This is a genomic window from Pseudomonas sp. FG13, assembly GCF_057809755.1.
Window position 1 is genome coordinate 67157 of the sequence record NZ_JBMDKO010000015.1, and the last position, 22777, is coordinate 89933.

Below are 22777 nucleotides of genomic sequence, written 5' to 3' on the forward strand. Positions count from 1 at the left end.
TCAACATCTTGCACACCCAACTCCCGCACCAGGTAATATCTGAAAACGGCCTTGTAGGTGGTTCGCAGGACGCGCATCAGGCAGAAGCGTCAGTACAGCAATTGATCGTCAAACTGCTCACACCTCACATACCCTCCCCTGACTTGATAAGGAATAACAAGAAGGCTCTTGAGCATCCAAAACTTGGCGTCTGCATTCCCGATGTGATCATTGATCGAATTGGCGGTTCTCCTTGGGGATATTTTGAGTTGAAGACCTTGCTTGCTGAAGACCAGTTGACTGAGGTAGCAGTCGAGCATGATTTGAGAAAGTTATGCGCTTATAAGGACGCTCATCCTGAAGCGGCGGCAGTCTTCGTCCTCGTAGGTACTCGCAAGAGGCTATCGGATAAATTCGCAAAAGCACGCTGGGAAAAAGCTGGAATTAGCGCTGAAGAGTCGGCATTCAGCACGGGGCAGTTGCGACCTCAGAAATTGTTTGATGCGAATTACATTGCTATTCCTTGCGGATGGTCTGGAAGGGCTAACGAAGTGATGACCCTGACATGGGAGGTTCAACCCGCTAGCAAGCTTCGCATTCAATCAGACACGTACCGATTTTTGGCATGTATGGCTGGCCTTTGATCATCAAAGCTAGTTCCTTAAGGTGCTGTTGGATGGCAGTTCAAATCGATCAAACGACTGATCGCTTCGGCTAGGGGGGCATCTCGACGGAAATGAACGTCTCTTTTTGGCCGATTGCTCCTGTCGACGACCAGCGGCTTTCGGCCGATTCTGTTGAAAAAGTCGGTTCTTCCAGACCGCCCACATACTGACCGCTGGAGAAGCGTTTTTTGCGCGCCGCTACGCGAAATCTGAACCCAGAATCCTCTGCTCAATGTAAAGATTTCAATCTCAAGCGCGTACTTTTCTACCGTGGAAATCAGGGGCGACTTTTTCAACAGAATCGGCCAGGAGCAGTCCTTCATGTGCAGTCTTTCTGACGAAAGCTTTAGGCGGTAAGGCGGAAGTTCAACAATGGCCGCTTTGCAGCAGATCAGTCCTGGGCAGGAGTCCAAAGGGCTCCGCCGCGCCAAGGCCCACGTTGAGCACGTGGGTGTAGATCATGGTTGCCATTGCCGAGTTTGTGCACTGCGCTCACCTGTGCGCTGACATTCGAACAAGGTAAGCCCTAGGACGAATGACTCGATGACATCGATAGTCTGGGTCCGCTCGCCGTGCAGCAGCCTTGCGGCGGCATTCGCAATCGGGAACTCGCCTTGAAGAGCGGCATCCACGAGCTGCAGGCCAGCCCCCTTGATGTCATCCGTGAGCGCCAAGTTGCTCCAAGCCTCTCTCGCTTCGTCGAGAGTCTTGGAGACCTCCCGATAGATGCGTTCCTCCTCGGGCGTCCTGGTTCCCTTGCTGCTCCAGTACGCATCAATGCCCTGGAGCTCTGCCAACGGGTTGGTGAGACGAGTAAATGCGTTTAGCGAATCTATCGGAGCTGCCTTTAGTCCTGCGGCGGCGCACCAGGGTTGCGCCAGTTCATTTGGTAGAACCGGAAACAGCCTGTCGAAGCCAGAGGTAGCGAGGCTCGTCAATCCGAGCCTGTTCATGACGGGCAGGACGCAAATCTTGCGCCCGCCTTCAATGAGAGCACGCCAGGCTAGCCAGCCACTCGCCAAGTCCACGCCTGTTCCATCGGTGTTCACAGGCAAGGTGACCAGCACATCCGCAGGCGGCCATACCTCGGGAATGGTGGCCTTAGCCAGCAGATGAACGCCGATGCCAGGGCTAATGGCGGTCAACCCGCTCCTTAGCCTACCTTCCAAGTTGTTGAACTCGGCTTCGCGATATTGGCGCGCGGCGAGTGCCGCCTTACCAAGCGCACTCCCCTTTGGTGCCGTCCGACAACGGTGCGTGAGGAACGGCTGCCGCCCTCTTTTCCCAGACTCACCAGCCATCGTCTGCAACATTTCCATAAGGCGCCGTAGCTCACCCAACTCCTTCGGAGTCTCGATTGACAACACATCCCATGGCTCCTCGGACGCCGCAGTCGCGATGCTCTTTTGTATGTCGGCAAGCCAGCCCATGTAGGCCGGAGCACCCTGCGGCAGCGCAAGAAACCTCCGGACGAGATCCGTGGAGCAACTGGACAGGATCGATGGCAGCCTCGACCACCTCTGGACTCCAGCAGCTGGCGGCTCCTCCTGTGGCGCCACCAAACTGATAGCTGCGTCGTATACGCGCCCCAGGGCGTTGAGCGCAGTGGCATCTGTCTTTCCTCTGAACTGCCCGTCAAGAAGCGCTCTGAGGTTAGGGACGAGCAGATTGAGCAGTTCCAAGCATTGCGCTAGATAGGCGGTGTAACTCTCAGTAGCCAAGTAAGCGTTGAGTATGGCCAGCCACGCACGATTGCGGGCGACCTGCTCGGGCGCAGGAACGTTCGCCCTGGGCATGCGTTTGCGAGCTAGCGGGTAGTCCTCGGCTGTGGACGGGACGATGGCCCCGTCAGCTCCGAGCGCGGTGCTGAACACAATATCTGCCGCAGGAGTAAGCGCCAGCAAGGTCTTACAAGTCTGATACACGTCGTGGTCAAGGTCGGTCTGCACGGAGGTAGCTACAAACCAGATGTCTGAGCGAACCTCTTGACCTTCCTCACATGGACTCAGACTCGGAGCCTCAGCCCAGGCCACACTGTCGGAGAAGCGCTGGAACAACGCGTCTTGCCCCACAGCATTGACCCAGCTGATCGCCAGCGTCCTGTCGACCCTTGCTGTGACTTGGAGTAGCGAAACTACGGCTTGAAAGCCCGCGTCGGCGAGCGGGGGGGAAAAAGTGGCAAGCTCACCCAAGAGCGAAGTCGGGATGACTTGACCGAGTAGCGAAGCCATGAGCCGGGTCAAGTCTCCCACGCTGCTCGCCGCCTGGAGCACGCGGCGCAGATCGCTTGGAGCTAACCGAGCCAAAAAGCGAGCGGTTAAACCTGAAGCGATAACGTCAGCCCTGATTTCAGTGAAGCGTCGGGATGCAGGTACCGTCGGACCGATATCCGGTGGCTCGATGTCGCTAATCGCGAGTCCGGCAGGCGTTCCCTGCAACGACTTCGGCATTGCTTGTGCTTCGACGGTCTGAAGCCAACGTCTGATCACCCGATGCGCGTTAGTGCGGTCCAGACCCGTCAGAATCGCGCCGAGGAGCGCCGGTGTCGGTGCTGTCTCCAATCTAAGCGCCAGACCTTCAATTACTTCGTCATCGCATTCCTCGTGCCTAGAGAGTGTCCGCTCGAGGAACCGAGACATCTCGGATGCCGGCACCAGCCAAACCGCAGTTGCGGCCGTAGTCGACAACAAGGGCGGTGGGAACTCGTGAGACAGGCGAAGGAGCTCTGCAGATCTCAACTCATGTAACCCCGCTATCCTGCCGTCATGTGCGTCTTGAACCAAGTGCTCATTCTTGAGTCTGGTCAGCGCGAGCGAGACCGTGGTCGCGGGCTTGGACAAGACGCGAGGCAACTCTGACACCTCGGCACTGCAACCCGCGGCGTTCACACAAGCCACCGTCCTCAAGACATCTATCTCGTCGTGTCGATTGACGTCGTTAATACGCGCCGCAACCTGCGCGTGCAGCGTCTCGCTCAATCGATGCCCCTGGGTAAGCACGTGGGTGTACTCAAGCAGGTGGCCAGCCGCTAACGTCCAAGGTTCTCGCCATCCTTGCCAAGCGGTTTGCCCTCTATCCCTCAGCTCTCGCCACACTCGTTCAGCCAGAGTGTCGTCACCCTGAACCTTGACCTGGGCAGCGCGACGGCTATCTACCAGCGGGTAGCGATCCTCCTCTCGTACAGATGCCAAGAGCAGCAGCCCGGGAGTGCGATTTACCTCCGCAGTCAACGCGGTCCAACCCTCTGAGAACCCTCGGCCCACGTCATCAATGATGAAGCCTACGGGTGCATCCGCAGTCGCTCGTCTGGATCGCGCAAGCTGGACAAGTGACGCAATGGCTGCCGGCGGCAGGCGCTGAACCTGAAACCAACGCACTGCGTGGCGACTGGCGTACGCGGCTTCCCAAAGGACTGCTGACTTTCCTGAGCCGGAAGCGCCGTGAATGAGCGCGTTTCTGCGGCTCTCCAGTCCATCTAGAACGGCTGCACGCAGCTCAGGACGTTCCACAACGAGTCCTGCGGCTACGTGCGATGCCTGCGCATCGACACCCAAGTAGAACAGCGGATCCTCATCGGGCGTCAAGAAGTCCACAGCTGAACAGAAGCCCTCGGTTAGTGCTGCCTCAACTACCGCTGATGTCATAAGCGGCTGTAGCGCGTCGAACCGCTGCTGCACATCTGACATGGCAATCCCAAGATAGGCGTTCGCCGCGCGTGTGCCATTCTCATCAGAAAGATGCCCCACCACGCCCAGGAGGTCCGCGAAGTACATCTCGGCTTCGAAGGAGGTGCAGGCCTGCCTGGCCGAAATCTGGGCTACTGCGCTTCCGCGAGGGTCAGGCAGCACAAGCACTTTGGTTCGCGCAATGAGGCCAGCCAGCCCCTTGCGCCCCTTCAGCTCGACTACGACGGTCGGATAGGCGGAAAGGTCCTGCAACTGGCGGATAGCAGCGCAACGTTCACCAACATTGCTCTCGAGCACCAGCAAAAATTGGTCGTCCGGTTGAAGCCCCTTTCCGTCCCACATTTTCATGACGAAGCCGGCCACTGAGCGAGCTGAAAACGGGCCCATGTGGTCGCGTCGTGACTTGACCTGCGCGAGCGTTCTAGCACTGGCCGTCCGGAGCTCAAGATCGTCGCCCCCTTCAGGGACGACGCTGCCGTACACAAACTGGCCGACAAATCCTTCCACGGCAAGGCTTGCCGCAACCGCATCCTGATATCGGAACCCACGTCCCGCATGAGAGCCAGCTCTTGTCAAACCAAACCTCCCTTTTCGATGGCCATACAAATTCGTCACGCGTTCGTTCCAAGCGACGGCTAGAGGGCAATATCTCTTAAAGACGTTACCCCTCAAAGTGCAAGTTCTGGAGCAGGGGACGCGAGGAACATGATGTCGTATAACCCTTCATCGAGCGGTAGTCCAAACTGCGAGCCGGCTCCGTCTACTCATGTTAAGCGTCGAACGAAAGTTTACAGGCGTCTAGCTTGACGGATGAAAGGCCGCTCCCGTTACAAAGGAGATGTTATCAACCTGAGGATGAATGTCCGCTATGGGTTGTCAGCCGCCTTGGGCTACAGGCAGCAACCGGCCAAAATCCACCAGTCTCGAACGGCAGTAATCGACCCAAAGCCGCCTGTGTTGAGGAGCAACAAAAGCTACAAGCTGCAGGTATGAGAGCAAATATGAGCCAGCGCGATCACGTTGGATTGATCTAGTGCCAAATGAAATGGCACTAGGAAGCCTCTACCGATATTTCCTAGGAATATAGTGTATAAGACCCTAACCATTTCCTAACTGCCGAAGGGAAAGAAACTCCACAACTGACCTCAAAACATTTTTGAGGCTAGACGAGTGATGAAGAACTGAAGAGAGCAGCGCCCTCGTATCTTCGACATTATTATATTTTCCTTTTGCCCCAGGCTTTATTTGCATGACTTGCTGCCGAATATATCTTTGAAGCGATGTCTTTAGCATCTTCCCAGGAAACGCATTAATCAAAACTTCAGGATGTCGAAAATTTTCTGCAAAATATTCTTCCGCATCTGCAATATCTTTGGGGGTGGGAGCGAGCCTACTTATTAGCGCCAAAATCTGATCAGAACTCAGTTCCCAAGAATTATTTTCGCAAAGAAACACATCACTCCAAGACTGCTTTTCTTTACCATCCAATTTATGAACGGCATGCCGCTGGTAATAAAATAGAACCTTAATCAGCATTTCTATTGATCGGGTGATTTTTTCAACAAACTCCGTCAAGTCAAACGCTTCAACCGCGTCTTGGAGCCTACAACTTATAGCAAACTTTATAGAGTGCGAAATGACTTCTTCGCAGATAAAATAGTTCTCTATGGAATACCGGTCTAACGCAACAACTCTCGGATCTAAAGTTGAAAAGTCATCAAAATCCTTGTCCACAATGAACATAGCATTATTACTTTTATGCTCTGCCAGAAAATCTTGGATTGGCTTTTTTCCTCCTGAATAAATAACATCAAAATCTACATTTTTTAATTCCATCATCAGGCATGATTCGTAAAGAGGTACGTCATCGCTTCCCTCCACCACAACGAAAGTAAGACGTTTTTGCATTTTCAGACGCCGCATATTTTCTTCGACAGAGAACGCCCTAACAGTGGTCACTGAACACACTCCTCTAAGTCTATATCTCTTGCTCCTTTCATTCGAATTGCTGGAGAGTGTGTTGCAATAATAACTTGGGATTTTGGAGAAAGCTTAGCGATAGATGGCAATATCATACGTTGCCAATCGAGATGCAAAGAAAGCTCCGGTTCATCTGCGACAAATATCGCGCCTTCCTTCCTGCTAAGCGCTGCACGCCCCAAGATACTTATGATATGTTTTTCCCCCGACGACAGGTCGGACAATCTGATTGGCGAAGTTCTAGTATATACGCTGAGCTCCCCATCCTCAGACACATGAAACCTTTTTTTCGGCTTAAGGTATAAATTAACTTCCTTTTCGTACTCGCTAAAAACCCTTGTAACCTCAAAGCGAGCCGCCTGCATCAACTCCACATCCTCTACAATAGATAAAAATCTATCGTTAAAATTGCTCATCGCTATAAGATTGTAGTATGAGGAATTAAATTTTTGAGCAGCCTCAGCATTTCTTTTTGTTCCAGCTTCAGTTGTATCCAGAGAGCGCATTACTTTAGAAGCGTCGCGAACGTTGTCGTTCAACTGCTTCCAAATAGAAAAATGCTCTTTGATCTTTACTTCCGGGACATTTATCTGAGCTTCGCTTAGCTTTCTAACATAAGCCGAAACATCGACATCCTCCAAAAAATCCGATGTCATAGCTTTGTGTGCACGCGATAGTGCCTTATTGCTTAATCTGACTAAGCTTTCATCAATCATTACTTTTTCAATGATTTTTGAGCGCAGGTCATCCAATTTTTCTGTGATTTTTTTTCGAGCAGAGTTTGCTTCGCTGACGAACTGTCGTTCGAGTGAGTTTAATACTTTTACACTAGGGTCTAAAATTTCGGTAATTTGTGATTGGGAAATTTGCTTTTGTCGAAGCATTGATTGCAAAAACTCATCCCCACTATCTCGAGACATGTTTATTTCAGAGTCATGCATTCGCAATAGGGGGACGTGCGTTAAATTCAATTTTTCGCGAATAGTAGCTCTAAGCTCTTCAGGTGAGTTCTCGTCTAGTCGATCAGATACCTTCGATACACCGCCTCTGAACTTTATGTCAAACGCGTACGTGACATTGTTTTCAAACTCATAGTAAAGACTCACCACCCCTTGAAGTCTGCGCGAGCGGGTTAATAGTAGATATTTGAAAGGTCGGACCTGTCCGGTCTTGGCAAGAAAAATTGTAATAGAGCCAAAAGAAATTCTAGCCAGCGGCTCTAAATCGACGGATAAGGAGTTGACAATCAAGTTAATAATTGTCGTCTTGCCCGTGCCGTTTGGGCCAAATATACAATTGCAGCCCTCTGATAAATCTATTTTATAATTGTTGCCCACTTCAAATAAGTCTGAAATTACAACGCGCCTAATATAATAATCCAATTTCACATCCCTGATTTTATTGAGTCGGCAGCAATATCAAAAAGCCATATGTTTTATAGGAGTATATACACTGTTTGCATGCGCTTCCACACTGGCGCCCTTACGAATTTCCAGTTCGGGTTGGCGGAGTGAAAACGTATGCACCGCCCTACTGCTATCGATACATTGAATGGCCGCTTCTGGCCGATTTCTGCCTGTTGCGAAGGGCAGCCTCTGGCCGTGAGCCACAGTCCTCGAAGGGCCGCTATGGGTTCCGACTACCACGTTGTGACTGCTAGTTATCATCCGCCCCAGACCTTCGACAGAAAACTCTCGGTCAACCTGCGTTGTCGACTTGCACGTGCGATTCACGGCGTTGATCGGCAACGCAGCTCCGTGCTCCGCCTTTCCCACAAGCTCCCTGCGCAGGCGTGGCATGGGAACCATGCCGCCCCTGCGCAGGGAGCCGACAAGGCCGAAGGCCGCGTCAGTACCACAGGCAATAAATAAATATGCACCTATCGCAGACGGCTTTTGCCCATGGACGCGCAAGTCATGAACTGGGCCGTCACTGCAAACCGCAGTGACGGCCCAGCCGACGCCCCAACATCACGGGCAAATCCTGAACCCTAAAGAGTGCGGCATACATGATGATGCCCCCATACACTGGCCCAGCAAAAACCTCAGACGACAGGTTCGAGAGTCGTCATCCCAACAGCGCGAAACTCCTGCAAGCGCTGATCCAGCAGGATGGAGTTAGCCAGGTATGCAAGGCTCCAGAAGCATACCGAGCCATACCCATGGGCGGAGCCGCTTTCGTCTATCGGATTTATTCCGTGATGTGCTGCTACTGCACCGTCCTACGCAGCGGGCCTTCGCACAATGCCGACTGCTTCCACTTAACAATCCCATTCATTTCCTTGGAGTACTCATCAACACTAAAAACCAGCTCATCTCGCTCCATCTCCGTCCGATCTTCCAGCAAGAAGCAAGACGGACGTCTCAGTCGAGACACCGGTGTTTCCTGAACACCATGCCCCCGCCCTTCGGGGATCTCGTCTAGCGAGTTGGCACCAACACTTACCAATGATTTTCAGGACAGAACAACAACACAGTCAAAGCCTGTGAGCTTGGATCGTATATGGACGATTTGACCTACACCCTGCGGCAACTTTGCCGACGCAATCGCGATGGCAGTCACAACACCCAGGCCGACCGTATCCGTTCACTGGGGCTAATCGCCCGCCAACTGCGCGAGGTTGGTTTCCGACAGATGAAAGCCCCCTCGCTAAAGGGCAAACACGTACTGGCACTGCTGGATCGCTGGCAAGGCGAAGGCCTGTCACCCGGCACCATCAAAAATCGGCTTGCGCACCTTCGATGGTGGGCTGAAAAAATCGGCAAGGCTGGCATTCTCCCCGCCGACAACACACAACTGGGTGTGGCCGACCGGCGCTTCGTCACCAACGTCAGCAAAGCCCAGGAACTGGGAACATACCTTGGCAAGATCACCGACGCCCACGTGTGCATGAGCCTCCGGCTTCAGTCGGCGTTTGGGCTACGCCGTGAGGAAGCGATCAAATTTCAGCCCAAGTATGCGGATCAAGGAGATCACATTCTCCTCAAGGGCTCATGGACGAAGGGTGGGCGTGATCGCTCTGTGCCGATCTCTACTTCGCTACAGCGCGAGGTGCTGAACGCGGCACATCAGCTAGCGGGAGCCGGATCACTCATCCCGGCTCAGAAAACCTATATCCAGCAGAGAAACACCTACGATGGTCAGTGCAAGGCAGCAGGCCTGAGCCACATGCATGGGCTACGTCATCATTATGCACAAAGCCGTTACATAGCTTTGACAGGGTGGAAGGCACCGGCGGCAGGAGGAATCTCTTCCAGGGAATTGACTCCAGTGCAGCGCTCTCAAGACATCATTGCTCGACAAATTATCAGCCGTGAACTCGGGCATGAGAGAACACAAATTACTGCGACCTATCTCGGACGATAACTCAGGGCGTCGACGTCAATAAGCCGTAAGAGTGCGCCCCACTCCGCACCTCGTTAGCGCCTCGACCTGACCAGGCGTATTTCCAGTTAATACGGATATGGGTAGTGGCGCATTTAATCTTTCTACGCTTGCCGGTTGCGTGTCCTATGGGCACGAGAAATGGAATGCCTGCTCGGCGAGCATTCCCGGCTTCAGTCACCTAAACACACCCGCAAGCGTGGATAACTGAGGGCGTCGCAAGAACCCGCCCGCTGCCCCTAGGGAATGCCAACTAATCCGGCCCACTCGCCTCGTGCTTTGCCCACTGACAGGTCTGTCGGTGCTCTGGAGCTAAGCGCTCCCCCATATTCATGAGTGCTGCCTCATGTCGTCGCCAAGTGAATAGCCCCCTTTTTTCTCGACAGGAGCAATTATGTTCTCACTGTTCCACCGCAAGCTTCGGCGTGCACTCGACCCTACGGCTGCAGCCAGCCCAACATCACCCGCCGGTCTGACCACTCCCCAATCTGCGAAATCACTCTTGGCCACTCCCCGTAGACAAAAGTTGCTGGAGCAGATCTGGCAGTGCACCGCCGTATCCCGCCCTCAATTCGATGAACTTTATCTCGACCCAATTAGACGATACGCCGAACTGGTTCAACTTTTCCCTGCATCCGAAAATCAGCACCACGCTTACTTCGGTGGGATGCTGGACCATGGCCTGGAAGTAGTTACGTACGCTCTAAAAATTCGCCGAGCACGATTACTGCCCCCAGGAGCTCAACCAGAAATTCAGCTCGTCCAAGCGGAAGCATGGAGTGCCGCACTGGCATACGCCAGCCTGAGCAAAAACCTTGGCAAGATTGCGATTGATATCCAGGTCGAATATTCGGATGGCTGCGCCTGGCACCCATGGCACGGGCCGCTGGCGCGACCTTACCGATTTCGATACCGAAAAGACCTCGATTATCGACTGCACGGCCCCGCATCCTGCCTGATGATCCAGCAACTATTAAGCAGCAAAATCCTGGACTGGCTTTTCGCTTTCCCCGAACTGTGGGCCTCGCTCATAGCCCACTGGTCTGGCCATAGCGAACATACCGGCGCACTCGGGGCGATCATTGTTCAAGCCGAACAAGCTTTAGTAGCCAAAGCCCCTGCACAGACCACCACGGCAGCTGAGAGCCATAAGCCAGCGACCATCGCCACACAATCAGATCCATCACTGTCAGATACACCGTCAACCGACGATCTCGACTCATTAACGAATCAAATCGGCGGGCCTCCCAAGTGGCCTGAAGATTCCGACTCTGCCCCCATCACCAAATCTGCCCCCTCGTCAGAAGAACCGTCCGAGCCAGACAAGGATGCAAAGCCAAGCGGCGAACACTTCATGGAGTGGCTGATCGAAGGTTTACGCACTCACGAGATCATCATGAATGACGATCAAGCGCTGGTGCACTCCGTCGAAAACTCACTCTTCTTGGTCACTCCTGGAATCTTCCAACGCTACGCGAAAGCATTCCCTCATCTCGCCTCCATCTCGAAAAGCCAGGGGCAGCCTGACTGGGAGGGAGTTCAAAGGCGCTTTGGAAAAATGAAACTGCACCGTATACAAGCGAACGGTCGCAGCATCTGGACATGTGAGCTCAGCGGTGCGCGCAGAACACGTCTCTTACATGGCTACCTCTTGAAAAAGCACTATGGCTTGGTAAGCGATTCGTCCCTTAACAACCCGAAGCTGAAGGTGGTGACGCCAGGCAGTGCGAAGCCTCACACAACATTAGGAAACACTCGATAACCGGTTTCCGGATTGACAGCAAACACCCCCAGCGGCATTTTTGCTATGCATCTCGCTGATTCGTTCAGCACCAGCCGCCTGGATCTTCAAGACGGCGCTGCGGCTCTCCGCAGGATCCATCATATGACCGCATAGCTTCCGGCAGCGCGGACAGTCGACTTGAATGTCGATGGAAGCATGACTTTCCCACCCACGACGGGCCTTTCCCGTCGTGGGGAAGGCCTTTTTTGTTTCAGGAGGCCTTAATGAAAATGGAACTGGCGATGTATCAGGCACTGCGCGCAATCGACGTGCCTGAGCTCAAAGCTGAAGCCGTTATCCAGGCATTGGAATCTGACATGCTCACACTACTCGCGACGAAAAGTGATCTCACAAACCTTGATCAGCGGTTGACTGCCGAAATCGGTAGGACAACTGCTGAAATCGGCAAGGCGACTGCTGAGATCGCTAATACTAATCATCGGTTGACTGCAGAGATCGCTAAATCTGATCTCAAGTTGTCCATTCGTATGGCTTCCATGCTCGCAGTGACGATCGGTATCTTGATCGGGGCGATGAAAGTCTTCTTATAGTTTCCCTCGGCGATTACTGGAACCATCAAAACCACCTATCATTCGATAGGTGGTTTTTTTCGCGACTCTTAGCAACGGGAAGAACAGTGAGATTGATTCTTACAGCGGGCAATCAATCAACACCGTTCCCCCGAATGGCACTTACTTAAGTGGCAGGAATGATTATCCACCAAACGCTCCGGCGAGGATTCGAAACCCAACAACGTCCATATCGGAGCCTACTGCAGAGCCAGAACGTGGTTGCCGGTGGAGATGGTTTCAACCTTGTTGCGTTCCACCGGGTCATCAATGAGCAACCGGGCTCCGTCATCGTGGCGTTGGATGGGGCGACCATTAGGTCTCGTGGATGGCATAACGATCACCCCTACCAGATACGTAGCCAGCCAGGAGGCCTACCGCAATCTCGTGGGCACCTCATTGTTATGCTGTAAATCGGAACCTTGATCGATCTCGGCCGGTAGCTGGTCACCATGGACCGACGAAACACAGTTATACACGCACCACGCTTCGTCTGGCACTATGCCCTTATAGCGCCACCACTCTCGGGATGGCTGGTGACGAACTCAAGGGATGGGACATGGCAGAGAACAGCAACTTCGCCTTTTTCAAAGAACACGATCCGGTTTTTTTCCAACTTGCCAATGCGGCCGAGCGAGTATTTTCCAGTGACCCCAACACGACGCTGATCAAACTGCGCCAACTGGGAGAAGCTCTCGCCCAGGACCTGGCGGTAAGAGCAGGCATTGAGTTCGACGCCACCACGCCCCAGGCTGACTTGCTGTTCCGGTTGAGCCGTGAAATCCAGCTCGACGGTAACATCCGTAACCTATTCCATACGCTGCGCATCGAAGGCAATAAGGCTACCCACGAATTCCGCACCCAGCATCGCGAGGCGCTGGACGGGCTGAGGGTCGCCCGCGCCTTGGCAATCTGGTATCACCAGTCATTTAGCACGGGCGGCAGCACCTTCAAGCCTGGGTCTTTCATGGTACCGGCCGATCCGAGTGAGCCTCTGCGTGAGCTGCAGGGGCAGATCGAAAAGCTTCGCGCAGAGCTGGGCGACAGCCGCCAGCAATTGGAGAACAACCACCAATTAGCCGAGCTATTGGCGCAAGAAAAGCAAGAGCAAGCCAGTCTTGCTGGGCAGATGAACGAGGAAGCCCGCGTCTACGAGCAGATTGCCCTTGAACGCGAGGCAGAGCTATCGAAGGCTCGAGTTGATTTCGAGGCGCGGCTGAAAGTGCTGCAGCAACAGCTTGAAGATCAGCCGCAAGCTGCCCAACAGGTCACGCGCAAAACTCAGCAGGCAAGCAGCCAATTTGACCTCAATGAAGACCTCACCCGTATTCTCATTGATCAACAGTTGAACGATACCGGCTGGGAAGCCGATTCGCTCGATCTTACCTACAGCAAGGGCGCTCGGCCCGAAAAGGGCAAGAACAAAGCCATCGCCGAATGGCCAACCAGCAAGCCGAAAGAAAATGCTGATTACGTGCTATTCGCCGGCCTAATCCCAGTCGCTATCGTCGAAGCCAAGCGCAAGCGCATTAACATAGCGGACCGCATTCCCCAAGCCGAGCGCTATTCACGCCAACTGATCGTTACCGACGATATGCAACCGGCTGGGCAGAGCGTGGGCTGGGCGGATGGTCAGGGGGGCTACTTCAAGGTCCCGTTCGCCTTCGCTTGCAATGGCCGCCCCTTCATTAAGCAGCTCGCCGAGCTATCCGGCACCTGGTTTCGCGACTTGCGCAGCCCGGCCAACCTGCGCCGGCCGCTGCAGGACTTCCACACGCCGGGCGGCCTACTCGACCTGCTCAAACGCAGCCGTGAGGACGCCGAGGCGAAACTACAGCAGGAAGGCTTCGCCTATCTCAAGCTGCGTGACTATCAGGAAAACGCCATCCGCGCCGTCGAACAGGCCCTAGCCGACAATCGCCGCAACTGTCTGCTGGCCATGGCGACCGGAACCGGCAAAACGCGCACTATCATTGGCTTGATTTACCGCCTGCTGAAGGCCGAGCGCTTTCGCCGCATTCTTTTCCTGGTCGATCGCAGCGCCTTGGGGGAACAGGCCATCGAAGCCTTCAATGAGGCGACGCTGGAACAGAACCACACGCTGGCGCAGATCTACGACGTCAAAGAACTAGGTGATATGGCTGCCGAAGCTGAAACACGGGTTCAGGTCGCCACTGTGCAGGCTATGGTCAAGCGCATCTTCCAGTCGGACACCCCGCCGCCCATCGATGCCTTTGATTGCATCATCGTCGACGAAGCCCACCGCGGTTACACCCTCGATCAGGAAATGACTGAAGGCGAGCTGGCACTGCGCGACTTCAACCAGTATCTATCGCAGTATCGTCGCGTGCTCGACTATTTCGACGCCTGCCGCGTTGGGCTCACCGCTACGCCAGCCAAGCACACCAGCGAAGTCTTCGGGGCCCCGATATACACCTACAGCTACCGTGAGGCCGTGGCTGACGACTGGCTGATCGATCACGAACCTCCAATCCGCTACCAGACCCTGCTGAGCCAGAATGGCATCCACTTTGCCAAGGGCGAGAGCGTCAGCGTCATCGATACGAGCACCGGCGAGGTGGATGTCGCCGAGCTCGAGGACGAACTCGACTTTGAAATCGAGTCCTTCAATCGCCGCGTGATTACGCCCGGCTTTGACAAGGTCGTCTGCGAGCAGCTGGCACAAGAGCTCGACCCGTCGGGCGACGAAAAAACGATGATTTTCTGCGTCAACCAGGCCCATGCCGAGCGGGTCAAAAACCTCCTCGACGAAACCTTCAAGGACGTTCACGGCGAGGATTACAACCAGGCGGCTGTACAGATCATTACCGGGCAAAGTGACAAGGTCAAACAACTGATCCGCCAGTACAAGAACGAGCGCTTCCCGAGCATTGCCATCACGGTCGACCTGTTGACCACCGGTATCGACGTACCACGCATTTGCCACTTGGTGTTCATGCGCCGGGTGCGTTCGCGCATTCTCTACGAACAGATGAAGGGCCGCGCGACTCGCCGCTGCGATGAGATCGGCAAGACGGTATTCAAGATCTACGACCCAGTTGACTTGTACGCTGCCCTGGAACCAGTAGATACAATGAAGCCGCTAGTGAAAGACCCAAGCATCAGCCTCGAACAGCTGGTCAGCGAGCTAACCAACCCAGCCAGCCTCGATGCTCCTGGTAACCAGCCAGACACTAGCCACGCTCACGACGTCCTGGACCAGCTCAGCCAGCGGGTCATGCGTATTCTGCGCAAGGCCAGCCATAAGGCCGAGCAAAAGCCACCCCTAAAGGCCAAGCTCGCCGAGTTGGAGAACACTTGGGGCGTAGCCCCGGACAAACTGCATCAGCACCTGCATCAGCTCGGCCCACAGCAAGCTGCCCGGTTCATCCAACAGCATGCCCAACTGCTCGATCAGCTCGCCACGGTTAATGCCCTGCTCGGATCGCTGAACTACCCGGTGATCTCCACTCACACGGACGAACTGATGGTCCGTGAGCAGAACTACGGCGATTACCAAAAGCCCGCGGACTATCTGGAAAGCTTCAACGACTTCATTAAGAATCAGTTGAACCAGTCAGTGGCCCTCGGCGTTGTGGTCAACCGCCCGCAAGACCTGACCCGTGAACAATTGCGCGAAGTGCGCCTGCTGCTCGACGGGCATGGCTACAGTGAGGTGAACCTGCAAAGCGCTTGGCGCAACCAAACCAACCAGGAAATCGCTGCCAGTATTGTCGGCTTCATCCGCCGCGCCGCCCTCGGAGAGGCTTTGCTACCATTCGAGCAGCGCGTAACCAAAGCGATGGAGAAGATTTATACCCTGCAGCCTTGGACTCAAGTTCAGCGTAAGTGGCTGGACCGCTTGGCTAAGCAGCTGGTTCACGAGGTCGTTATTGACAAGAAGCAGATTGGTGAAGCGTTCAAGGGCGATGGCGGCAGTACGCGGCTGGACAAAATGCTCGGCGGCAACCTGGGCGTGGTGCTGGATGCTCTGAACGACAACCTTTGGGCCCAAACGGGATGAGGCCGATCTGGAACGCCGGAATGGCCAGCGTATTCGTTCATAAGGGATAATGCCCCCGCTATATGACTTATCGACCGCGATACCTAGAGACGCCTCATGACCCCTGCTGAGCTTCATCAGATCCTTGCCCGTGGTGAAGACAGTCGCCATCAATTCAAGCGCGATTTCAGCAATATCGATGCCTTGGCAGCCGAGTTAGTGGCGTTCGCCAATACATCCGGTGGATATTTGCTGATTGGCGTAGACGACTCCGGCATGGTTAGCGGGTTAAACAGCGCCGACGTTGCGCGGCTCAATCAGTTGCTTTCCAACGCAGCCTCACAGAATGTCCGCCCGGCGATCAATCCATTGTCCAGCAACTTTCAGACCGAACACGGGCTGGTCATGGTGGTGTCAGTCGAACAAGGGCTGAATAAACCCTATGTCGACAACCAGGGTCGCATCTGGGTAAAGAACGGCGCCGACAAGCGTCGGGTCACGGCCCGTGAAGAACTGCAGCGTTTGTTTCAGCAGGCAGGACTGGTGTGCGCCGATGCGGTACCGGTCGCGGGCAGCAGCGTGGCGGATATCGATGCCAAGGCGCTTGGCGAGTACTTTCAAAGACGCTTTCGGCAGAGTCCCGACCAGATAGGCTTGGAAACCACCCGCATCTTGGAAAATCTTGGCCTCGCCAGTGGCGACACACCCAATTTGGCCGGTTTGCTGCTCTTCGGCCAGGCGCCACAACGTCTGTGCCCGGCGTTCGATATCAAGGCCGTGGCGTTTCCGGGCACGGTTCTGCATGACCGCCACTATCTAGACAGCGAAGATATCGACGGAAATCTGCAGGAGCAGTACCGACGCAGCCTTGCCTTCATAAAGCGCAACCTACGCCACGTGCAGCGTCAGCAGGGCTTCAATACCCTCGGCCAGCTGGAAGTGCCGGAGGAAGTGTTTGAAGAACTGCTGGTGAATGCCCTGATCCACCGCGACTACTTTGTCAGCGCCTCCATCCGGATCATGATCTTCGCCGATCGCATCGAACTGATCAGCCCCGGGCACCTGCCTGACGTGCTCGATACCGAGAAAATTCGATTCGGCCTGTCCAACCGTCGTAACCCGACGCTCACCTCCCATGCTGTGCACATTCTCCCCTATCGCGGTTTAGGCACCGGCATCCCGCGCGCTATCGATGCTTGGCCAATGATCCGACTGGAGGACGACCGGCAGAGTAATCAGTTCAAGGTGGTGATTCAGCGCGCCGTTGAAAAAGGGCCTCTTTCGGGCCCAAGTGGGGACCAAGTAGGGACTAAGTCGGGACCAAGTAGGGACCAAGTAGGGACTGAGTCCGCTGTCGAAGAAGAACAAGCCGAAACTCGCCTGTCTTTGCAGCAGGAGCAGATAACACTGCTGTGCAAGATGGCAGGCGATCACACTGCGCCAGAGCTAATGACCTTCGTCGGGCGCAGCAACCGCAGCAAGTTCCGCGAGCAGGTTTTGGCCCCACTACTGGCGCTTGGCGTGGTCGAGATGACCATTCCAGACAAGCCCAACAGCAGCAAGCAACGCTACCGCCTGACTGCGGCCGGCCGAGCGCTAAAGGCCGAACAACGCTCCTCAGACGACTGAGCCCAGACAACCACTTCTTTGCGCCAGCGCAATCTGGCGCTTTACACACTTCGCCACAGGTGCCCCATGACCAACTCCGACATCGTCCAGAAGCTCTGGAACCTCTGCGACGTCCTGCGCGACGACGGCATCAACTACAGCGACTACGTCACCGAGCTCGTGCTGCTGCTGTTCATCAAGATGGAATACGAACAGGTGCAGAACAACGACAGCTTCGGCCACAAGCTGCCCGAAGGCGCGCGCTGGCCAGACCTGGCTGGCAAGTCCGGCGTTAACCTGCTCGATCACTACCGGCAGATGCTGCTGGACCTTGGCAAAAACCCTGACCCGCTGATTGCCGCCATCTACGCCGACGCTCAGACTCGCCTTAAGGAACCACGCCACCTCGAGCAGTTGATCAAGAGCCTCGACGGTATCGACTGGTTCAGCGCCCGCCAAGACGGTCTCGGCGATCTTTATGAAGGCCTGCTGGAAAAAAACGCCAGCGAGACCAAATCCGGCGCCGGCCAGTACTTCACCCCTCGGCCGCTGATCGACAGTATCATCCGCTGCATCAAGCCGCAGCCGGGCGAGACCATACAAGACCCGGCCGCCGGTACTGCGGGCTTCTTGATCGCTGCTGACGCCTATATCAAAAGTCAAACCGACGATTACTACGACCTCGACGCCAAAGCCCAGGCATTCCAGCGCAATCGCGCCTTTGTTGGCGTAGAACTGGTGCCCGGCACTCGCCGCCTGGCGCTAATGAACACACTGCTGCATGGCATGGAAGGCGACGAAGAAGGCGTGGTGCACCTGGGCAACGCCCTAGGTCAGACCGGGGCCAACTTACCCAAGGTCGACGTCATCCTCTCCAACCCACCGTTCGGCACGGCCAAGGGTGGCGGTGGCCCGACTCGTGATGATCTCACGTACCGCACCAGTAACAAGCAGTTGGCCTTCCTCCAGCACATCTACCGTGGCCTCAAGCCGGGCGGCCGAGCCGCCGTGGTGCTGCCGGATAACGTGCTGTTCGAGACCGGCGTTGGCACCGACGTGCGTCGCGACCTGATGGACAAGTGCAACCTGCACACCATCCTGCGTCTGCCTACCGGCATCTTCTACGCACAGGGTGTGAAAACCAACGTACTGTTCTTTCAGAAGGGCACCGTGGAAAACCCGCGCCAGGAGGAAGGTTGCACTAAGCGCGTGTGGGTCTATGACCTGCGCAGCAACATGCCCAGCTTCGGCAAGCGCACGCCCTTCGGCCCCACGCACCTCAAACCGTTCGAGGACGCCTATGGCGACACCCCCGACGGCGAAAGCCCACGCGCCGAGAACGTCGAAGGTATCGGTGAAAACAGCCGCTTCCGCAGCTTTACCCGGGAATACATCCGCAACGAGCGGAGTGACTCGCTGGACATCAGTTGGCTAAAAGACGACAGCAGCCTGGATGCCGCCGACCTGCCCGCTCCAGAAGTGCTGGCCGGTGAGGCGATGGCTGAGTTGACCGAGGCACTGCGTGAGCTGGAAGAACTGATGAAGGCGCTGGGGGCGGGGGATGAAGTAGTGGCGCAGAAGCAGTTGATGGCGGAGGTGATGGGGCTGAAAGTGGGGACGGAGGAATGAATACTGTAATGCCAACTGGTTGGACGATATTTTCTATAGCGGACCTTGGCGGGGTGTCGGGGGGTAAGACTCCATCGAAGGCCAACCCACATTTCTGGCTGAGTCGTGATGTGCCTTGGGTATCCCCCAAGGACATGAAGAAGAACGTCCTCAATGACGCGGCAGACTGGATTTCGCAGCTCGCCATAAGCCAGGCAGGCATGACGCTTTATCCAGCCAACTCGGTGTTAATGGTAACGCGCAGCGGAATTCTTCAACACACGTTTCCGGTAGCCTTGGCAGCTGTCCAGTTAACGGTTAATCAAGACATCAAAGTCTTCCGGCCTGCCGAAGGCGTCGTACCAAAATTCTTTTTTTATATGCTCAGAAGCTTTGGCACAGACATTCTGTCGGCGTGCTCCAAAGATGGAACGACCGTACAGAGTATCGACTCAGAAAAACTTGAAGCCTTCCCGCTCCCTCTACCGCCTCTGCTCGAACAAACTCGCATCGCCGCCAAGCTTGACGAACTACTGGCCCAGGTCGATACCCTGAAAGCCCGTATCGATGGCATCCCCGCGCTGCTAAAACGCTTTCGTCAATCCGTGCTCGCTGCCGCCGTTTCTGGGAAGTTAACCGAGGAGTGGCGAGCCAAGAAGGCGCCAGAAGGAACTACTTCACCTAATAACGACTGGAAAACTATTCGTATAGATCAGGCCTGCGCTGACGAAAAGTACTCTCTAGCTATTGGGCCTTTCGGTAGCAACCTGAAAGTCTCCGACTACCGAGACGATGGCAAACCTCTCGTCTTTGTCCGAGAAATACGCGCCGGATGTTTTGGAGATAAAAAAACAAAATTCATCACACCAGAAAAATTTGACGAACTTAGCGCTCATCAAATCTCTGCTGGGGACATTCTGGTTACGAAAATGGGCGATCCTCCTGGCGACGTAGCTATTTATCCAGCAACCGCGCCAGATGCGGTGATCACTGCAGACTGCATTAAACTAAGAGTCAATGAGTCCGTTATTCTGCGCGAATATGCCTATTATCAAATGAAATCAAATTTCTTCAGGCAGAAGGTCCAAGAAATTTCAGCTGGGGTAGCGCAGCAAAAGGTCAGCCTTGGTAACTTTAGAGAGATAACGCTGCTCGTTCCCTCGCGGGAAGAGCAAAGAGAAATCGTTCGTCACGTTGGAGAGCTCCTGGCATTCGCCGACCAACTCGAAGTCCGTGTTAAAGCAGCCCAGGTCCGCATTGACGGCCTGACGCAAAGCATCCTCGCCAAAGCTTTCCGCGGCGAACTGGTGCCACAAGATCCGAACGACGAGCCAGCCGGCTTTTTACTGGAGCGCATCAAGGCCCAACGCGCTACCGCGCCCAAGACAAAGCGCGGTCGTCAAGCTGCTACGTTGGGCTAAGCCTTTATCAGGAATAGAAAAGCCATGTCCGTTCCGACCTACGACCAGTTCATCGAGCCCGTCCTCCGTTTTCTCGCAGCCCATCCGGAGGGTGCCACTGCGGGCGAGGCTCACGAAGCAGCCGCCCTGGCGCTTGGCCTTAGCGAAGCGCAACGGCAGGAGACCATCGCCAGCGGCCAGGCCACCTATAAAAACCGTTCAGGCTGGGCACATGATCGGCTCAAGCGCGCCGGCTATTCCAGCAGCGCCAAGCGTGGCTACTGGCAACTGACCGACACCGGCCGCGTATTCGCTCAGGCCAACCCTGCCCCGTTGAGCGCAGAACAGGTCGAGCATCTAGCTGTGAACTTCATGAGCGTGAAACTGAAGACAGCGCCGGACGCCGCCTCGCTGGATGAAAGCAACGACACGACAGCGCCAATTACCAAGACCGACTTCGCCACTAGCAGCCCGCAGGAGCGCTTGAACCAAGCCATCCTCGAACTGCGTACCAGCGTCGCGGGCGACCTGCTGGACAGCCTGCTGCAAGCGAGCCCGACGCGTTTCGAGCACATCGTTCTCGACGTTCTGCACAGCTTGGGCTACGGCGCGAATCGTCAGGCGCTGCAACAAGTCGGCGGAAGTGGCGATGGCGGCATTGACGGCGTGATCTCACTGGACGCACTGGGGTTGGAAAAGGTCTACGTGCAGGCTAAGCGCTGGCAGAGCACCGTTGGCCGCCCCGATTTGCAGGCATTCTATGGCGCCCTGGCAGGGCAGAAAGCCAAACGTGGTGTATTCATCACCACATCAGGCTTCACTGCCCAAGCAGTCGAGTTCGCGCTATCGGTCGAAGGGCTTGTACTGGTCGATGGTAAACGTCTAGTCAATCTCATGCTCGACCACGAGGTGGGCGTTAGCTCGCAGCTTTATAAAGTGCCGAGGCTCGATAGCGATTACTTTGATGAGTCGCTTGGATGAATTCAAAAAATACCGTCTATCGGAAGCCAGATCACACAGCATTCCAAATGATATTCCAAGCAGTTTTTCTAATCAGTCATTAGCCAATAAAAACAGATAGCTACAGCTTTTTTTCAGATCACCCCGGCTCATAGAGCCCGATTTGAACGCTAGTAACACCCACAACGCAGCCCCCTCGAATAACCTCGCCTTTTTCACCCCATCCCCCTCCCCAACTCACCAATCAAAAAATCCCTAAACGCAGAAACCGCCGTAGGCAAATTCCGTCCAGCCATGCTCTGCAGTTCAATACGCCGTGCCTGCATGCCCTCATCAAGGATCGGCAAGCATCGCAACTGCTTGTCCGCTACTTGTTTCTGCAAGGTCATTTCGCTGGCAAGGCTGATCACGCCTTCTTCGCGGACGAAGCTATAGAGCGCGGCAACGTAGTTAGTGGTCAGGACCGGGTCGAACAACAACCCCTGTACACCGCAACAGATGTCGAACAGTTGCCGTATCGTGGTATCGGCTTTCGGTAATGCTATGGGCCAGGGTTGCAGCTCGGCGAGGCTGACCGCTTCGCGTCCGGCCAGGGGATGTGAATTGGAGACCACGGCAAAAATGGCCCCGCTGAGGAAATGTTCGACTTTGACTTCCTTTTGCGGCGACAGGCTGAAGGTCATCGCCAGGTCGGCTTCCCCGGAGCGAACCTTCTCGGTCGCCTCGGCAGGCGCGCAGACCTCCAGCGTGAAATGAATGCCCTGATACTCACGCCTGAATGCGCTGATGCTCCTGGGCATGTATTCCAGTGCAAAACCTTCCGAGCAGGCGACATGCACATGTCCCCGTTGCAGGCCATGCAGTTCGGTAATTTCCAGCACTACCTGCTCGGCCTCAAGTTGCGACTTGCGCGCATAGGCCGCCAATCGCACCCCCGCTTCGCTGAGCACCATGCCCCGGGCACGACGTTCGAACAGGCTGGCGTCCAGGGCCAGTTCAAGCTTGGAGATCTGTCGGCTTACCGCTGATGCTGCAACATTCAGCCGCATTGAGGCTTCGCTGATGGATCCGCATCGCGCCACTTCAAGAAAGTAGCGCAGTGCCGTGGACTGCACGCCATGCAGCTGCATAGGAGCCCCCAAGGGTTGCCTT

General features: G+C 55.2%; 13 protein-coding genes. 9 read left to right on the plus strand and 4 right to left on the minus strand.

Translation table 11 applies throughout. The annotated features are described in order from the left end of the window. The first annotated feature begins 8 nt into the window (after window positions 1-8). Window positions 9-623 (plus strand): hypothetical protein, encoded by a 615-nt coding sequence (locus tag ACODTO_RS14540; RefSeq protein ID WP_489106622.1) that lies wholly within the window; start codon window positions 9-11, stop codon window positions 621-623. A 479-nt stretch (window positions 624-1102) separates the two neighbouring features. Here ACODTO_RS14540 and ACODTO_RS14545 read toward each other — a convergent pair whose 3' ends face one another. The 3 genes from ACODTO_RS14545 to ACODTO_RS14555 all read right to left on the minus strand — a co-directional run bounded on the left by ACODTO_RS14545 (window position 1103) and on the right by ACODTO_RS14555 (window position 7692). Then, entirely contained in the window at window positions 1103-4945 is a 3843-nt protein-coding gene (locus tag ACODTO_RS14545) for a hypothetical protein (RefSeq protein WP_489106623.1), read from the minus strand. A 483-nt stretch (window positions 4946-5428) separates the two neighbouring features. Beyond that, window positions 5429-6238 carry a DUF4435 domain-containing protein gene (locus ACODTO_RS14550; protein ID WP_489106624.1) on the minus strand — a complete coding sequence of 270 codons (810 nt, stop codon included), beginning with the start codon at window positions 6236-6238 and terminating at the stop codon, window positions 5429-5431. A gap of 47 nt (window positions 6239-6285) precedes the next feature. Further along, entirely contained in the window at window positions 6286-7692 is a 1407-nt protein-coding gene (locus ACODTO_RS14555) for an AAA family ATPase (RefSeq protein WP_489106625.1), read from the minus strand. A 1120-nt stretch (window positions 7693-8812) separates the two neighbouring features. Here ACODTO_RS14555 and ACODTO_RS14560 point away from each other — a divergent pair. From ACODTO_RS14560 to ACODTO_RS14595, 8 genes are all read left to right on the plus strand, one after another. After that, on the plus strand, window positions 8813-9676 hold the full coding sequence (locus ACODTO_RS14560) for a phage integrase N-terminal domain-containing protein (RefSeq protein ID WP_489106626.1): 864 nt from the start codon (window positions 8813-8815) through the stop codon (window positions 9674-9676). A 412-nt stretch (window positions 9677-10088) separates the two neighbouring features. Then, on the plus strand, window positions 10089-11456 hold the full coding sequence (mobH, locus tag ACODTO_RS14565; protein WP_489106627.1) for a MobH family relaxase: 1368 nt from the start codon (window positions 10089-10091) through the stop codon (window positions 11454-11456). A gap of 245 nt (window positions 11457-11701) precedes the next feature. Further along, complete coding sequence (locus tag ACODTO_RS14570) at window positions 11702-12028, plus strand: hypothetical protein (protein ID WP_058543814.1); 327 nt, start codon at window positions 11702-11704, stop codon at window positions 12026-12028. 577 nt (window positions 12029-12605) lie between these two features. Then, window positions 12606-16070, plus strand: a complete 3465-nt coding sequence (gene hsdR, locus ACODTO_RS14575; RefSeq protein WP_489106628.1) for a type I restriction-modification system endonuclease — start codon at window positions 12606-12608, stop codon at window positions 16068-16070. A 96-nt stretch (window positions 16071-16166) separates the two neighbouring features. Next, the gene (locus tag ACODTO_RS14580; RefSeq protein ID WP_175385900.1) at window positions 16167-17678 is read left to right on the plus strand and encodes an RNA/DNA-binding domain-containing protein; all 1512 of its coding nucleotides are present in this window, start codon (window positions 16167-16169) and stop codon (window positions 17676-17678) included. Window positions 17679-17744: 66 nt separating this feature from the next. Continuing rightward, entirely contained in the window at window positions 17745-19286 is a 1542-nt protein-coding gene (locus tag ACODTO_RS14585; RefSeq protein ID WP_175385899.1) for a class I SAM-dependent DNA methyltransferase, read from the plus strand. After that, window positions 19283-20686 carry a restriction endonuclease subunit S gene (locus tag ACODTO_RS14590; RefSeq protein ID WP_241801582.1) on the plus strand — a complete coding sequence of 468 codons (1404 nt, stop codon included), beginning with the start codon at window positions 19283-19285 and terminating at the stop codon, window positions 20684-20686. The genes ACODTO_RS14585 and ACODTO_RS14590 overlap by 4 nt, the downstream gene beginning before the upstream one ends. A 24-nt stretch (window positions 20687-20710) precedes the next feature. Continuing rightward, entirely contained in the window at window positions 20711-21646 is a 936-nt protein-coding gene (locus tag ACODTO_RS14595) for a restriction endonuclease (RefSeq protein ID WP_489106629.1), read from the plus strand. Window positions 21647-21840: 194 nt separating this feature from the next. Here ACODTO_RS14595 and ACODTO_RS14600 read toward each other — a convergent pair whose 3' ends face one another. Further along, a complete protein-coding gene (locus tag ACODTO_RS14600; protein WP_489106656.1) occupies window positions 21841-22755 on the minus strand; it encodes a LysR substrate-binding domain-containing protein in 915 nt (304 codons plus the stop codon). Window positions 22756-22777 lie beyond the last annotated feature (22 nt).

Excerpts from the sequence above, each read along its gene's own strand:
- ACODTO_RS14550 (WP_489106624.1), bottom strand. The coding sequence starts at position 6,238 with ATGCAAAAACGTCTTACTTTCGTTGTGGTGGAGGGAAGCGATGACGTA.
- ACODTO_RS14560 (WP_489106626.1), top strand. The coding sequence starts at position 8,813 with ATGGACGATTTGACCTACACCCTGCGGCAACTTTGCCGACGCAATCGC.
- mobH (WP_489106627.1), top strand. The coding sequence starts at position 10,089 with ATGTTCTCACTGTTCCACCGCAAGCTTCGGCGTGCACTCGACCCTACG.
- ACODTO_RS14570 (WP_058543814.1), top strand. The coding sequence starts at position 11,702 with ATGAAAATGGAACTGGCGATGTATCAGGCACTGCGCGCAATCGACGTG.
- hsdR (WP_489106628.1), top strand. The coding sequence starts at position 12,606 with ATGGCAGAGAACAGCAACTTCGCCTTTTTCAAAGAACACGATCCGGTT.
- ACODTO_RS14580 (WP_175385900.1), top strand. The coding sequence starts at position 16,167 with ATGACCCCTGCTGAGCTTCATCAGATCCTTGCCCGTGGTGAAGACAGT.
- ACODTO_RS14585 (WP_175385899.1), top strand. The coding sequence starts at position 17,745 with ATGACCAACTCCGACATCGTCCAGAAGCTCTGGAACCTCTGCGACGTC.
- ACODTO_RS14590 (WP_241801582.1), top strand. The coding sequence starts at position 19,283 with ATGAATACTGTAATGCCAACTGGTTGGACGATATTTTCTATAGCGGAC.
- ACODTO_RS14595 (WP_489106629.1), top strand. The coding sequence starts at position 20,711 with ATGTCCGTTCCGACCTACGACCAGTTCATCGAGCCCGTCCTCCGTTTT.
- ACODTO_RS14600 (WP_489106656.1), bottom strand. The coding sequence starts at position 22,755 with ATGCAGCTGCATGGCGTGCAGTCCACGGCACTGCGCTACTTTCTTGAA.